At 64.1% G+C, this 12,418-nt stretch carries 16 protein-coding genes; 8 read left to right on the forward strand and 8 right to left on the reverse strand.

Features of this window, described 5'->3' with window-relative positions:
• Window positions 1–16: 16 nt before the first annotated feature.
• Window positions 17–805, forward strand: coding sequence for a tRNA pseudouridine(38-40) synthase TruA (gene truA, locus CK220_RS05560; protein WP_095810565.1), 789 nt, complete (start codon window positions 17–19; stop codon window positions 803–805).
• On the opposite strand, the gene CK220_RS05565 is transcribed toward truA, so the two are convergent.
• The gene (locus CK220_RS05565; protein ID WP_095810566.1) at window positions 802–1,407 is read right to left on the reverse strand and encodes a transporter; all 606 of its coding nucleotides are present in this window, start codon (window positions 1,405–1,407) and stop codon (window positions 802–804) included. The genes truA and CK220_RS05565 overlap by 4 nt on opposite strands.
• Before the next feature lie 2 nt (window positions 1,408–1,409).
• Complete coding sequence (dapE, locus tag CK220_RS05570) at window positions 1,410–2,609, reverse strand: succinyl-diaminopimelate desuccinylase (RefSeq protein WP_095810567.1); 1,200 nt, start codon at window positions 2,607–2,609, stop codon at window positions 1,410–1,412.
• A 119-nt stretch (window positions 2,610–2,728) separates the two neighbouring features.
• On the opposite strand from dapE, the gene CK220_RS05575 reads away from it, so the two are divergent.
• Window positions 2,729–3,757 carry a 2-dehydropantoate 2-reductase gene (locus CK220_RS05575; protein WP_095810568.1) on the forward strand — a complete coding sequence of 343 codons (1,029 nt, stop codon included), beginning with the start codon at window positions 2,729–2,731 and terminating at the stop codon, window positions 3,755–3,757.
• A gap of 94 nt (window positions 3,758–3,851) precedes the next feature.
• Here CK220_RS05575 and CK220_RS05580 read toward each other — a convergent pair whose 3' ends face one another.
• From CK220_RS05580 to dapD, 3 genes are all read right to left on the reverse strand, one after another.
• A complete protein-coding gene (locus CK220_RS05580; RefSeq protein ID WP_095810569.1) occupies window positions 3,852–4,229 on the reverse strand; it encodes a DUF805 domain-containing protein in 378 nt (125 codons plus the stop codon).
• Window positions 4,222–4,584, reverse strand: coding sequence for a DUF805 domain-containing protein (locus CK220_RS05585; RefSeq protein WP_095810570.1), 363 nt, complete (start codon window positions 4,582–4,584; stop codon window positions 4,222–4,224). The genes CK220_RS05580 and CK220_RS05585 overlap by 8 nt, the downstream gene beginning before the upstream one ends.
• 70 nt (window positions 4,585–4,654) lie before the next feature.
• Window positions 4,655–5,509 (reverse strand): 2,3,4,5-tetrahydropyridine-2,6-dicarboxylate N-succinyltransferase, encoded by an 855-nt coding sequence (gene dapD, locus CK220_RS05590; RefSeq protein ID WP_095810571.1) that lies wholly within the window; start codon window positions 5,507–5,509, stop codon window positions 4,655–4,657.
• A gap of 143 nt (window positions 5,510–5,652) precedes the next feature.
• Between dapD and CK220_RS05595 the strand changes: the two genes are divergently transcribed.
• Window positions 5,653–6,492 (forward strand): LOG family protein, encoded by an 840-nt coding sequence (locus tag CK220_RS05595; RefSeq protein ID WP_095810742.1) that lies wholly within the window; start codon window positions 5,653–5,655, stop codon window positions 6,490–6,492.
• Between the two features lie 66 nt (window positions 6,493–6,558).
• Here CK220_RS05595 and CK220_RS05600 read toward each other — a convergent pair whose 3' ends face one another.
• Window positions 6,559–7,266, reverse strand: a complete 708-nt coding sequence (locus CK220_RS05600) for a pyrimidine 5'-nucleotidase (RefSeq protein ID WP_067003034.1) — start codon at window positions 7,264–7,266, stop codon at window positions 6,559–6,561.
• A gap of 150 nt (window positions 7,267–7,416) precedes the next feature.
• Between CK220_RS05600 and CK220_RS05605 the strand changes: the two genes are divergently transcribed.
• From CK220_RS05605 to CK220_RS05610, 3 genes are all read left to right on the forward strand, one after another.
• On the forward strand, window positions 7,417–8,178 hold the full coding sequence (locus CK220_RS05605) for a GGDEF domain-containing protein (RefSeq protein ID WP_095810572.1): 762 nt from the start codon (window positions 7,417–7,419) through the stop codon (window positions 8,176–8,178).
• A gap of 166 nt (window positions 8,179–8,344) precedes the next feature.
• Window positions 8,345–8,518: a hypothetical protein gene (locus tag CK220_RS31790; protein WP_176478994.1), complete on the forward strand. Its 174-nt coding sequence runs from the start codon at window positions 8,345–8,347 to the stop codon at window positions 8,516–8,518.
• Window positions 8,515–9,954 (forward strand): GMC family oxidoreductase, encoded by a 1,440-nt coding sequence (locus tag CK220_RS05610; protein WP_095810573.1) that lies wholly within the window; start codon window positions 8,515–8,517, stop codon window positions 9,952–9,954. Before CK220_RS31790 ends, CK220_RS05610 begins: the two co-directional genes overlap by 4 nt.
• A 76-nt stretch (window positions 9,955–10,030) precedes the next feature.
• Here the strand turns inward: CK220_RS05610 and CK220_RS31795 are convergent, their stop codons facing one another.
• Window positions 10,031–10,198: a hypothetical protein gene (locus tag CK220_RS31795; RefSeq protein WP_176478995.1), complete on the reverse strand. Its 168-nt coding sequence runs from the start codon at window positions 10,196–10,198 to the stop codon at window positions 10,031–10,033.
• A gap of 96 nt (window positions 10,199–10,294) precedes the next feature.
• Between CK220_RS31795 and CK220_RS05620 the strand changes: the two genes are divergently transcribed.
• Window positions 10,295–10,786, forward strand: coding sequence for a MarR family transcriptional regulator (locus tag CK220_RS05620; RefSeq protein WP_095810575.1), 492 nt, complete (start codon window positions 10,295–10,297; stop codon window positions 10,784–10,786).
• A 163-nt stretch (window positions 10,787–10,949) separates the two neighbouring features.
• On the opposite strand, the gene phhA is transcribed toward CK220_RS05620, so the two are convergent.
• Complete coding sequence (gene phhA / locus CK220_RS05625; RefSeq protein WP_095810576.1) at window positions 10,950–11,783, reverse strand: phenylalanine 4-monooxygenase; 834 nt, start codon at window positions 11,781–11,783, stop codon at window positions 10,950–10,952.
• Between the two features lie 141 nt (window positions 11,784–11,924).
• Here phhA and CK220_RS05630 point away from each other — a divergent pair, with 141 nt between their 5' ends.
• Entirely contained in the window at window positions 11,925–12,401 is a 477-nt protein-coding gene (locus CK220_RS05630; RefSeq protein ID WP_067003023.1) for an Lrp/AsnC family transcriptional regulator, read from the forward strand.
• Window positions 12,402–12,418: the final 17 nt, after the last annotated feature.

Genomic DNA, 12,418 nt, shown 5'->3' on the forward strand with positions numbered 1-12,418 from the left:
CAAACGCAGAGCTGGCATGCCGCGTTTTCGGCTCGATATCGAATATGACGGCGGCCAATTCGCCGGCTGGCAGCATCAGGCGGACCAGCTTTCGGTGCAGCAGGCGATCGAGCAGGCGATCGAAAAGTTCTGCGGCGAAGAGGTGAGAATACGTGCCGCCGGCCGCACCGATGCCGGCGTGCACGCGACCGCCCAGGTGGCCCATGTCGATCTGGCCAGGGACTGGGCGGGCGACAAGGTGCGCGATGCCGTCAACGCGCATTTGCAGGCTGCCGGCGCGCGCATCGCCATCCTCAAGGCTGCCGTCGTCGCCGACGATTTCGACGCGCGGTTTTCGGCCACCGGCCGCCATTATCTCTATCGCATCCTCAACCGCCGTGCCCCATCGGCGCTGGAAAAGGGCAAGGTCTGGTGGGTGCCGAAACGGCTCGATGCCGAGGCCATGCACGAGGCGGCGAGGGTGCTGCTCGGGCGGCACGATTTCACCACCTTCCGCTCCACCCAGTGCCAGGCCGAAAGCCCGGTGCGTACGCTTGACCGTCTCGATGTGTCCCGCGCCGGAGATGTCATCGAGGTGCGAACCTCGGCGCGCTCCTTCCTGCACAACCAGGTGCGCTCGATGGTTGGATCACTGCGGCGGGTCGGCGATGGCTCCTGGGGTGCCGCCGATCTCAAGGCGGCGCTCGAAGCGCGCGACCGCGCCGCCTGCGGACAGGTAGCCCCGCCTGACGGCCTGTTCCTGGTCGGGGTCGATTATCCGGCGACGGCTGACAAACCCGCCGTGGCAGAGGACGCGGAGAGCTAGCCCCTCGCGCCGTCCGGAATGTCGATGCCGAGCAGCGCCTGCAGCCCGAACAAGACGAGCAGCGAGGCGACGAACATGCCGACGAATACCCCCGTGCCGACAGCCGCGCCCTTGCCGATCGTCGCATTGGTCATGCGCCAGGTCAGCACCATCGACAGCGCGAACAGAAGCAGCGAGACCAGGCCGCTGACTTCGTCGGTCGACGGCAGGAACAACCTCAGCAGCGCCGACGGCAGCATCAGCCAGGCGATGATCGCGGAGGCCCAGTTGGAGGCGACGACGTAGTGGACGAAGCGGCCGCCGATACCGGCGCGCGGCGCGACCAGCGCGAGCGCCACCAGCGGCAGCACCCAGGAACCGATGTCGACCGTTGCCAGCCGGAGCAGCATGCCGAGCCGCCCGGCGAACGCATTCGGATCGCCTATCTCATTGGCGATCCCGACCCAGCCCACGATCAGCGCCGGCGCCGCAACGACGATGGCGAAGAAGGAATTCCAGAAACCGTCCGCAGACAGATCGAGCATGCGCAGGCCGTCGGCCTTGCCGAGCATCAGCCGCCAGGCGCCGGCCAGCGAAGCAAAGGTTTCGTCCGTTGAGAGCATGGTCACGTCAGACCTTGTCCGAACCAGTCCTCGATAAAGCGCTCGTATATCCGTGTCAGCGTCTCGAGATCGGCGACCGCCACGCGCTCGTCCACCATGTGCATGGTCTTGCCGACCAGCCCGAACTCGACCACCGGGCAAAAATCCTTGATGAAACGCGCATCCGACGTGCCGCCGGAAGTGGAGAGCGAAGGCGTCTTGCCGACCACCGCGGCAACGGAGCCCCTCAGCGTGTCGATCAGCTTTTCGTCGCGGGTAAGGAAGACATGGCTCGGCCGGTCGCGCCAGACAAGCTCGTAGTCGACCGCGGTCTTCTTGCCCGGCCGATATTTCTTGCGGCCCGCGGCCTGGTCGAGCCGGTTGTGGATCTCGGACTGGACGGTCTCGGCATCCCAAGTGTCGTTGAAGCGGATGTTGAACGTGGCGGTGGCCTTGGCCGGGATGACATTGGTCGCCGGGTTGCCGACGTCGATCGACGTCACTTCCAGATTGGTCGGCTGGAAATCCTTCGTTCCCCTGTCGAACACCGGATGGAGCAGCGCGTCGACAAGGCTCATAAGCCCGCGCACCGGATTGTCGGCAAGTTGCGGATAGGCGGCATGGCCCTGGCGGCCATTGACGATGACGCTGCCGGAGAGCGAACCGCGCCGGCCGATCTTGATCATATCGCCGAGCGCGTCCGGATTGGTCGGCTCACCGACGATCGAGGCGTCCCATTTCTCGCCCTTGGCAGCCGCCCAGTCGAGCAGCTTCACCGTGCCGTTGATGGCCGGCCCTTCCTCGTCCCCGGTGATCAGCAGCGAGACCGAGCCTTTCGGGCCGCCATTGTTTTCGATGTGGCGCGCCACCGCGGCGATGAAGCAGGCGATGCCGCCCTTCATGTCGACGGCACCGCGGCCATACATCTCGCCATTGGCGATCTCGGCGGCAAAGGGCGGATGCGTCCAGGCCGCCTCGTCGCCGACCGGCACCACGTCGGTATGGCCGGCAAACATCAGATGCGGGCCGTTGCCGGAGCGGCGCGCATAGAGATTTTCGATGTCCGGCGTGCCATCCTCCGAGAATCTCGGCCGCTCGACCGAGAAGCCAAGCGGCTTCAGCATGTCCTCCAACGTCTGCAGCGCGCCGCCTTCGGCGGGCGTCACGGAAGGACAGCGGATCAGGGCGGCAAGGTTCTGGGCGGGGTCGGTCGGCAATTTCATGGGCAAAGCGATAGTCGAAAGCGGCAGGCCTGTCACGGTGGCAGATGATTGCCGAGCAAGCCGCCGACAATATGGTTGTCGTTGTCGTATAGTCGCGCGGGACAGGACGGGATGATCGCATGGCCAATGAAGGAAAGACGATCGCGATAGCAGGCGCCGGCAGCATCGGCTGCTATGTCGGTGGCTGCCTGGCGCTCGCCGGGCGCAAGGTCGTCTTCCTTGGCCGCGGCCGCATCCTCGAGGCGCTGCGCAAGGACGGGCTGCGGATCAGCGACCTCGACGGCCGCGACCGTCGCATCGGGCCAGAGGCGCTGGCGGTCACCGAGGATCCGGCGCTGGCGCTGCGCAGGGCGGATATCGTTCTGGTCACCGTAAAGAGCGGCGCGACCGAGGAGATGGCGACGCTTGTTGCGGCTCATGCCGGCCCCGATGCCATTGTGGTCAGCCTGCAGAATGGCGTCGACAATCCGGACAAACTGCGCGGAGCGCTTCCAGCGCATCGCGTGCTTGCCGGTATGGTCGCGTTCAATGTCGTGCAACCGCCGGACGGCGAGACGCCGTTCAGTGTCCGCCGCGCCAGCGACGGCATTGTCATCATCGAGAATGCTGTGCCCGGCCTTGCAGCACTGCTCAATGTCGAAGGACTTGGGGTCGAAACCCACGCCGACATGAAGGCCGTGCAGTGGAGCAAACTGTTGATGAACCTCAACAATGCGCTGGTCGCGCTCTCCGACCTGCCGCTGGCGACCGAATTGGCGGACCGCGGCTGGCGCGCCATTCTGGCAGATCAGATCGACGAGGCGCTGGCCACAATGAAAGCTTGCCGTATCGAGCCGGCGCGCATCGCCGGGCCACCCCCCTGGCTGCTGCCGAAAGTGCTGCGGCTTCCGGACTGGCTGTTCGGAATCCTGGCCCGGCGGCTACTGTCGATCGACCCCAAGGCGCGATCCTCGATGTGGGACGATCTCCAGCGTGGTCGGCCGACCGAGGTCGACGAATTGCAGGGCGCGATCCTGCGGCTCGCGCAAAAGACCGGCGTGCCGGCGCCTGTGACAAAGCGTATCCTGGCGCTGGTGCGTCAGGCGGAAGCGGACAGGCGCGGTCCGCCCGGATTGACGCCCGACGAGGTCAGCGGCGGTCCTCGATAAGCGTGATCTTCTGCCAGATTTTGCGCGACAGGTATCTCTTTGATTTGGAGCCGGATCCAGATTTGAGGGCGATTCGACCTAAGATCATCCGGCTCTAGCCGTCGCCCGGCGCATTGGTGCGGCTGCCATAGCGATTGGATCCGGCTTGTCCCGGAAACAGGCAGAGCACCAGGAAGGCAACGATCGACACGACGGGAACGAACAGCACCAGCGCCGCGATGCCCGGTTTGTCGAGGTCGTGCAACCGCTTCACTGCCAGCACGACGTTCGACCACAACGAGGCGAGGAAGGCGAGGAAGAAGACGAACGACCACATGTTGCTCTCGGCCGAGCCTTCCGGCACCAGCGTGAAGCGGTAGAGCGGAAAGGCCTGGACGATAGCAACCAGCAATCCGCCGAGAAAATAGGCCGCGCGGCTGACGCGGCCCGAGGTTTTGAAGAAGAGCCAGATGAAGTCTGCTTTTTCAGGCAAGCGGGTCCGGTCCGTATTGATTGGCGCCCCTGGTGCCTTCGAGGATGCCCAGTTCGATGAGCAGCCAGATGCCGCCGATGATGGGTATAAGGCCGATCAGTGTCCACCAGCCCGACTTGTTACGGTCGTGCCAGCGTTTGGCATAGAGAGCAATCGCGAAATGGATCGATGCCAGCGCGACCAGGATGCCGAGGATGCCGATCTGGTCGCCGCTGGCGGTGGTGAACGTCGTGCCAAGGATCGAGTCGAGAATGAACGCAAGGATGGCGATGACGATGAATATGCCGATGCCGGCCCAGAACTTGGCGCGGTTGATGCGGCCGTCGAAACTCGTCAGCAGATACTTCCAGTCCATGACGCCCCTCCGTTGAACCAGCGCGACGGAATGTCGCGCCGGCGGAAGGTGCGTCCGTTTCCGGAAAAGATCAATCGCGCAGCAATTCGTTGATCGACGTCTTGGAGCGGGTCCTGGCGTCGACGCGCTTGACGATGACGGCGCAGTACAGGCTCGGCCCCGGCTCGCCATTGGGCAGCGGCTTGCCCGGCAGCGAGCCGGCGACGACCACCGAATTCGCCGGCACCTCGCCGTAGAAGACTTCGCCTGTGGCGCGGTCGACGATCTTGGTCGACTGGCCGATGAACACGCCCATGCCGAGCACCGAGCCTTCGCGCACGATGCAGCCTTCGACCACTTCGGAGCGCGCGCCGATGAAGCAATTGTCCTCGATGATGGTCGGACCGGCCTGCATCGGCTCCAGCACGCCGCCGATGCCGACGCCGCCGGAGAGATGCACGTTCTTGCCGATCTGGGCGCAAGAGCCGACCGAGGCCCAGGTGTCGACCATGGTGCCGGTATCGACATAGGCGCCGACATTGACGAAGGACGGCATCAGCACCGCGCCCGGCGCCACATAGGCCGAGCGGCGCACGACCGAGGACGGCACTGCGCGGAAGCCGGCCTTCTCGAAATCGACCGCGCCCCAGCCGTCGAACTTCGACGGCACCTTGTCCCACCATACCGCCTGGCCGGGACCGCCCTTGATGATCTCCATCGGGTTCAGCCGGAAGGAGAGCAGTACCGCCTTCTTCAGCCACTGGTTGACGAGCCACTTGCCGTCGTCCTGGCGCTCGGCGACGCGAAGGACGCCGCGGTCGAGCAGGTCGAGCGCCGACTGGATGGCGTCGCGCGTTTCGCCGCGGGTCGCGGTCGAAATCGTATCGCGCTCCTCGAAGGCCTTTTCGATGGTCTTTTCGAGGCTCGCCAGATCGGGCTTCGACATGAATTTGCTCCATTACAAAGCTGTTAAGGGCTGCGCCTTAACCTGTTTTGAAATCGCGCGGACCCTATGTGAAGCCTTAATGGGGGTCAATCGCGACTGCGTCACGGGACGGCGCAAGTAAAGGAAATAGGACGGTGGATTCGATGACACCCATGGAAAAGGCGGGCTGGACGCCGCTGCCGCATTCGGACGAGGATCTGGAGCGGTCGAAAAGCGTGCCGGACACGCCGCAGACGCGGGCTGAAACCTATCGCCTGGCCTGGAACGATCCCGACTTCATGACGCGGCGCGAATTGCGTCCGGTGCGCTTGCAGCTCGAGCTCTTGAAGCCGGAGATGATCCTTGCCGAACGCGGCATCCGCTCGACCGTCATCCTGTTCGGCGGTGCGCGGCTTCCCGAGCCGGGCGGCGACGCCTGGGCGGCCAAGAACGAGACGCAGAAGAAGAACCTCGAGCTGAACAGCAAATATTACGAAGAGGCGCGCAAGTTCGCCCGGCTGTGCTCGCAGCAATCGGCCACGTCCTATTATCGCGAATTCGTCGTCGTCACCGGCGGCGGACCGGGAGTCATGGAGGCAGGGAATCGCGGCGCCGACGATGTCGGCGCGCCATCGATCGGCTTGAATATCGTGCTGCCGCACGAGCAGGCGCCGAACGCCTACGTGACGCCCGAGCTCTGCTTCAATTTCCACTACTTCGCCATCCGCAAGATGCATTTCGTCATGCGAGCCAAGGCGGTCGCCGTGTTTCCGGGCGGCTTCGGCACCATGGACGAATTCTTCGAGACGTTGACGCTGATCCAGACCGGGCGCATGGAGCGCGTGCCGGTGATCCTGTTCGGCAAGGCGTTCTGGCAACGGGCGATCGACCTCGACTTCCTTGCCGAGCAAGGCACGATCTCGCCCGGCGACCAGGACATCATCGATTTCGTCGACACCGCCGACGAAGCCTGGGACATCGTTCGCCGCTTCTACAGCCTCTGAGGGCGCGCTCGTCGTTGCCGCAATGACGCGGGAGTTCTGACGGCGGCCCGGCAATCTGGAGTTGGTTCAGCCCGGGACTTCGACGATTGCCGTCAGGAAGCCGGCGAGGTCGTCGGTGACGAAATCGACGTCGTCCTCATTCGCCGGGTCGCGCTCCCAGATCTCGGAGAAAGTCGGCTCGAAATTGCGCGGCACAACCAGCACCGTCGTCATGCCGAGCGATTTCGGCACCGAGAGGTTGCGCGCCAGGTCCTCGAACATCACCGCGTTGTGGCCGGTGACGGAATGCAGCTCGGCGAACCGCTCATAGGTCTGGCGGGCCGGCTTTGGATTGAGGCCCGCCGCGACAATGTCGAAGATGTCGTCGAAATGGTCCAATACGCCGAGCTGGCGCGCGGCCCGCTCGGCATGCTTGCGGTCGCCATTGGTGAAAATGAACTTGCGGCCAGGCAATTGGCGGATCGCGGCACCGAGCACCGGATCGGGCACCAGCCAGGAATAGTCGATGTCGTGCACCTTCTCGAGGAAGTCGTCGGGGTCGATGCCGTGGCGCGCCATCAGCCCGTTCAGCGTCGTGCCGTACTCCAGGTAGAGCTCTTTCTGCAGCTTTCGCGCCTCCTCGCGCGAGAGCGTCAGCAGCTCGCCGACATAGGCGGTCATCTTCACGTCGATCTGCGCGAACAGATTCGAGTGATGCGGATAGAGCGTGTTGTCGAGGTCGAACACCCAATCCGTGACATGGGCAAAGCGGGCGGGCTCGGGTGTCGTCGTCATGGCTTCCTTATGGCACGCGGACGCGGAGTTTATCCACAACTTCTGCGCGTCTTGCGTCGTGAAAATGGCGCCTCGCTTCAAATTTTAATCGTCCAAGAAAGGTCACCTTCAGCGCTTGCTGGCACAGAGGCATTCCGTTGGGAGACAGCGATGAGTCGCATAATCTTGAAGTCCGCAGTCGTCGCGTTCGCTTCGGTCGCTGTCTCGCTCTTGTTGACGCTGGTTGTGGTCCCGGCCATGGGCTTTACGATCAGCCGCACCGTCTGGCTGACGGCCACGGTTTGCCCTTTGATTCTCGCCTGGATCGCCAGCGTCGGCACCTTCTGGCAAAGCCACCGCCTGAAAAATGCGCATCGCGAGCTTGCCCGCGCGCATGCCCAGCTCGCCGCCGCCCACAGGCGCCTGTCGGAGAAGGCAAGCCGCGACGACATGACCGGCATGCTCAACCGCGAGACCTTCTTCGCCGCGCTCGACGGTTCCCGGCGCAAGGCCGATCGCGGCGCCCTGCTGATCATCGATGCCGACCACTTCAAGACCATCAACGACAATTACGGTCACCTGACCGGCGACGATGCGCTGCTTCTGATCGCCGGCGCCATCGAGCGCGGTGTCCGCAGCGGCGATGTGCTCGGCCGAATCGGCGGCGAGGAGTTCGCCGCCTTCCTGGTCGGCGCCACCGAATCGGAAGCAAGGCGCGTGGCCGAGCGCATCCGCCGCGAGGTCGAACTGATCCGCTTTCGCCCTATCGACGAGCGGACCGTGCCGTTGACGGTCTCGATCGGCGGCATCACCTGCGGCGAGAGCGCCACCGTGTCGGAACTGATGCGCGCCGCCGACCGCAGGCTCTACGAGGCCAAGCATCGCGGCCGCAACCTGTCCGTTCTCGATCGCGACCTTTCGGAGGCCGCCTGAGGTTGGGTGCCGTTAGCAAATTCCTCACCCTTACCAAATTCAACCGCGGCGATCCGCCGGTTGTAACGCGGCTTTCATCTGGACTTGGCACGGAATTGGCTTCGGCGGCGGCATGTGTGCCGTCCAGGAACGGCATGCGTATCGAGTCCGCATCGAAAGACGTGTCATGAGCAACTTCATAAAGAAGATCTCGCGCCGCACGATCATGCAGGCGCTGATCGCGCTGCCCGCGCTGTCGCTGTTCCGCAACCAGCCCGCCGTCTCCGACCCAAACGGGATCGACCCTGACGAGATCGTGGAGGTCAATGGTTGGATCCTCAGGCGGAGCGATCTTGCATGATCTTCGACAGCTACGAGGCTTACAAGCAGGCGAGCTTCAAGCCCAAAGTCTGCCTTCTCGGCTCCGGCCCGGCCGGCACCACCATTGCCAGGAAACTGGGCGCCGCCGGCATCCCAGTGGTCGTACTGGAGGCCGGCTCGCGCGAATTCAGCGACGAATCGCAGGACTTCTATCGCGGCGCCACGGTCGGCGATGACTATTTCGACCTCGACATCACCAGGCTGCGCTTCATGGGCGGCTCTTCCAACCATTGGGCCGGCTGGTGCCGTGTGCTCGACAGCCAGGATTTCGAGCCCAAGGCCTGGGCGCCGGATACCGGCTGGCCGATAAGCCGCGCCGACATCGAACCTTATCTGCCCGAGGTCCGCGACATTCTCGAGCTTCCCGACTTCCGGCCCGATGTTCCAATCTCGGACGACATCCGGTGGGTGCAGCTGATCAAGAGCGGCGCCGTGCGCTTTGGCGAGAAGTTCGCTGACGAGCTCGACCGCAGCAAGAACATCGCCGTCGTGCTCAACACCTACGCAACGGAGCTTGCCGGCGACGGCAGGCGCGTGACCGGCGCCAAATTGTGGTCGAACGGCGAGGGCGCCGGCACCATCACGGCGGATTACTTCATCACTTGCACCGGCGGGCTGGAGAACTCCAAGCTTCTTCTGTGGTCGAATCAGCGCTCGAATGGCGGCGTGGTGCCGAACGCTGCCGCGCTCGGCCGCTATTGGATGGAGCACCCGACTTTCGAGGGCGGCAATGCCATCCTAACCAATTACAGCGAGTTTGAGGTCGACGCCTCGAACGAAGCTTTCTTCTCGCCCACGCCCGCCGCGATGGAGCGGCTGCAGATCCTGAATTTCGGCATCAGGCTGATCGAGATGCCTTACCCGAACGTCAAACGGCTGATCGCGGACCTGGCCTGCACCGCGCCCACTATGGCGGAGTGGATGTCCGACCAGCTCAGCCAGCGCCTGCGCTGCGCCGCCCAGCTCTACGTCGCCTGGGAACAGGCGCCGCTCGCCTCGAACCAGATCGAGCTGTCGAAGACCGATGTCGACCACGCCGGCGTGCCGCGCGTCGAGCTGCACTGGAAGAAGTCGCCGCTCGAGCGTCGCACCTTGCTGGAAGGCCTGCGGCTCTTCGGCACGACCATGGCGCAGAAGAATCTCGGCCGCGTGCGCATCGCCGACTGGATCGGCAATGGCGGCGATTATCCGACGAATGAGGAGACGGCGGGCCACCATCATATGGGCGGCACCCGCATGGGTACCGATGTCTTGAAGAGCGTCGTCGATGCCAACTGCAAGGTGCACGGCATGGACAACCTCTATGTCGGCGGCTCCTCGGTGTTCTGCACCTCCGGGCAGTGCAACCCGACGACGACCATCACCGCGCTCGCCTGCCGGCTGGGCGATCACCTCAGCAAGGTGATCACAGTCTGAACTCCCGAAAAGCAGGCGGCGCCGGCGCCTGGAACCGGCAAACTGCGCCGCCCTGGCGCGCCTTTGGGGGTCGAGTCTACAGTCCGTAAACGGCGACGCGCACCAGCACGGCCGCGGCGGCAAGTGCCACCAGCAGAATGCCGAGGCCGATGGGCGAGCCCCAGCCATACCATTCCATAGCCAGCTTGGCGTATCTGTACTCCTCATCATGCGAAAGAGGGGGGCGCTGTTGAATCGAGCTCATTTTGTTCACTCCTGTCGGCGACTTTTGCCCTTGCCTCGCAAGGGTGGCGCCGCATATTGATACGATAGTTTGAATGTTAGGCAATTTGATAGTTAGATGATCGAAATAAATTCGTCAAGCGTGAAACGTGCTGAAATGACGGCGGCCCTCAGCCGCGCCGTTATGCGCTGGCAGGACGCGACGCAAGCCTATGACGAGGCGGTCGGCGAGCGGCTTGGGCTGATCGCCGCCGAGCGGCATTGTCTGGGCTTGCTCTATGCGGGGCCGCAGTCGGCGGGCGCCGTGGCGGCGGCGACGGGATTGACGCCGGCAGCGGTGACGGCCTTGATCGACCGCCTGGAGGCGCGCGGGCTCGTTACCAGAACCCGCAGCCTGGAAGACAGGCGCAAGGTGGTGATCGAGGCAACCGAGCTGACCAGAGAATTGTCGGAGCGCTACTATGGCGCCATCGCGCGCGAGGGCGAGAAAGTGGTGGCGGACTTCAGCGACGCCGAGTTGGCGACCGTGCTGCGCTTCATCAATGCCGCGCTCGACCTGCAGAGCAAGCAGTTGGCGAGGCTCAAGGCCGAGCCGGCCTCGGCCGGCTGATGCCCGAGCGACCGAAGAAAACCCGGCGGCTTGCTTCCGGAACCCAGAGCGGCTCAGTCGCCTTCAGGCCACTGAACCGCTCTGACGGCCGGCTGGGCGAAAGCCGGACTTCGAAGCGCGCCGCACCGACCGGTTTTGGGGCGCCGCGCATTTGTTTCAGTACCTACACAGTGGCCGGGTCGAGCGCCGGCTGACCCTTGAACCGCGTGACGATCCCGGCGAGGTCGCCGCCGGCGAATGCATCGCGCAACGCGTCGAAGGATGGCAGCACGAAGTAGGCGCGCTGGAACTTGTCGATCTCGTAGCCGGTGCGCATCACCGTCTCGAGGTCGAACGGCACATGGTGGGCGTCCTTGCCTTCGACCGCGAATTGCAGCTCGGTGAAAGACGACATCAGTCCTGCGCCGAAAGCCTTTAGCGGCTGGCCGGCTTCCTGGATGAGGCCGTATTCCGCGCTGTACCAGTAGAGCCGGGTGATCATCTCGTCGCCGCCCAGCGCGATCATGTCCTCGGCCTTGTCGCCGTACATCTGCATGAAGTCGGCGAACACCGGCTGCGTCAAGATGGGCACATGGCCGAAGAAGTCATGGAACATGTCCGGCTCGACGATGTAGTCGAGTTCCTGCCTGGTCCGCAGCCAGTTGGTGACCGGAAAACGGCGGTTGGCGAGATGGTCGAAGAAGGGGCCGGCGGGGATCAGGCCGGGGACCGCCACGATTTCCCAGCCCGTGAGCTTGCGCAATTTCTCGCTGATGGCGTCGAAATCCGGAATCTTGTCGAGTAGCCCCAGCGCCGCCACGCCGTCGAGATAGGAACGGTGCGCCAGCCTCTGCGTCAGCTTCGTCTGGCGATCGCAGAGCGTGCGCCACACTGCCTGCTCGTCGGCGGAATAGTCGTAACCCTGAGCCACTGTGAAGTCGGCGCGGCACACCGAATAGTCGCCGCGGAGGCCTTGCGCCGCGCACTCGCGGGCATAATCGGCAACGCTGATCGTCATTTCTTCCTCCTGAAAAAATCGTCAATTCCCGGATGGTGGCGTCATCGTAGCCGCGGCTCGTGAGGCAAATCAGCCTTGTTTGTAGCCACGCGACGGATTGTGAGGTAAACTTCGCTCAAATTTGAATGTTTAGGAGGGAAAATGCCTCAGCTGGACGAGTTCGAAATAAGGATGCTCGACACCCTGCAGCGCGACGGGCGCAAGGCCGTGTCGGAGCTCGCGCAGGAGATCGGCCTGTCGACCACGCCCTGCGCGCGGCGCTTCGAGGCGCTCCAAGGCGCCGGCATCATCAAGGGCTTTGCCGCCGTGCTCAGCCGACGCGCCCTTGGGCTGACGGTCGAGGTGTTCATCCAGGTCCGCCTGGTGAGCCACAGCGACGGCTCGCCGGAAAGCTTCATCGCCGCCGTGCAGCGGATGGACGAGGTTTCGTCCTGCTGGACGATGACCGGCGACCACGATTTCCTGCTGCATGTAATGGTCCCGTCGGTGGACGATCTCAATGCTTTCGTCATGCACCGGCTGATGCGGCTGCCCGGCGTCCGCGACGTCCACACCCAGCTTGTGCTGCAGAACATCAAGGGGCCAGGCCACGTGCCGCTCAGCCATTTGCGGCGGTAAATCGTGCGCGAAACGGG

The sequence above is a fragment of the Mesorhizobium sp. WSM3860 genome, from assembly GCF_002294995.1.
GTDB lineage: Bacteria > Pseudomonadota > Alphaproteobacteria > Rhizobiales > Rhizobiaceae > Mesorhizobium.

What these genes read in the sequence shown, in the direction of transcription:
- CK220_RS05605 (WP_095810572.1), top strand. Translation starts at nt 7,417, where the DNA reads ATGAGTCGCATAATCTTGAAGTCCGCAGTCGTCGCGTTCGCTTCGGTC.
- CK220_RS05585 (WP_095810570.1), bottom strand. Translation starts at nt 4,584, where the DNA reads ATGGACTGGAAGTATCTGCTGACGAGTTTCGACGGCCGCATCAACCGC.
- CK220_RS05575 (WP_095810568.1), top strand. Translation starts at nt 2,729, where the DNA reads ATGGCCAATGAAGGAAAGACGATCGCGATAGCAGGCGCCGGCAGCATC.
- CK220_RS31790 (WP_176478994.1), top strand. Translation starts at nt 8,345, where the DNA reads ATGAGCAACTTCATAAAGAAGATCTCGCGCCGCACGATCATGCAGGCG.
- phhA (WP_095810576.1), bottom strand. Translation starts at nt 11,783, where the DNA reads ATGACGATCAGCGTTGCCGATTATGCCCGCGAGTGCGCGGCGCAAGGC.
- CK220_RS05595 (WP_095810742.1), top strand. Translation starts at nt 5,653, where the DNA reads ATGACACCCATGGAAAAGGCGGGCTGGACGCCGCTGCCGCATTCGGAC.
- CK220_RS05600 (WP_067003034.1), bottom strand. Translation starts at nt 7,266, where the DNA reads ATGACGACGACACCCGAGCCCGCCCGCTTTGCCCATGTCACGGATTGG.
- CK220_RS05620 (WP_095810575.1), top strand. Translation starts at nt 10,295, where the DNA reads ATGATCGAAATAAATTCGTCAAGCGTGAAACGTGCTGAAATGACGGCG.
- CK220_RS05610 (WP_095810573.1), top strand. Translation starts at nt 8,515, where the DNA reads ATGATCTTCGACAGCTACGAGGCTTACAAGCAGGCGAGCTTCAAGCCC.
- CK220_RS05565 (WP_095810566.1), bottom strand. Translation starts at nt 1,407, where the DNA reads ATGCTCTCAACGGACGAAACCTTTGCTTCGCTGGCCGGCGCCTGGCGG.
- truA (WP_095810565.1), top strand. Translation starts at nt 17, where the DNA reads ATGCCGCGTTTTCGGCTCGATATCGAATATGACGGCGGCCAATTCGCC.
- dapD (WP_095810571.1), bottom strand. Translation starts at nt 5,509, where the DNA reads ATGTCGAAGCCCGATCTGGCGAGCCTCGAAAAGACCATCGAAAAGGCC.
- dapE (WP_095810567.1), bottom strand. Translation starts at nt 2,609, where the DNA reads ATGAAATTGCCGACCGACCCCGCCCAGAACCTTGCCGCCCTGATCCGC.
- CK220_RS31795 (WP_176478995.1), bottom strand. Translation starts at nt 10,198, where the DNA reads ATGAGCTCGATTCAACAGCGCCCCCCTCTTTCGCATGATGAGGAGTAC.
- CK220_RS05630 (WP_067003023.1), top strand. Translation starts at nt 11,925, where the DNA reads ATGCCTCAGCTGGACGAGTTCGAAATAAGGATGCTCGACACCCTGCAG.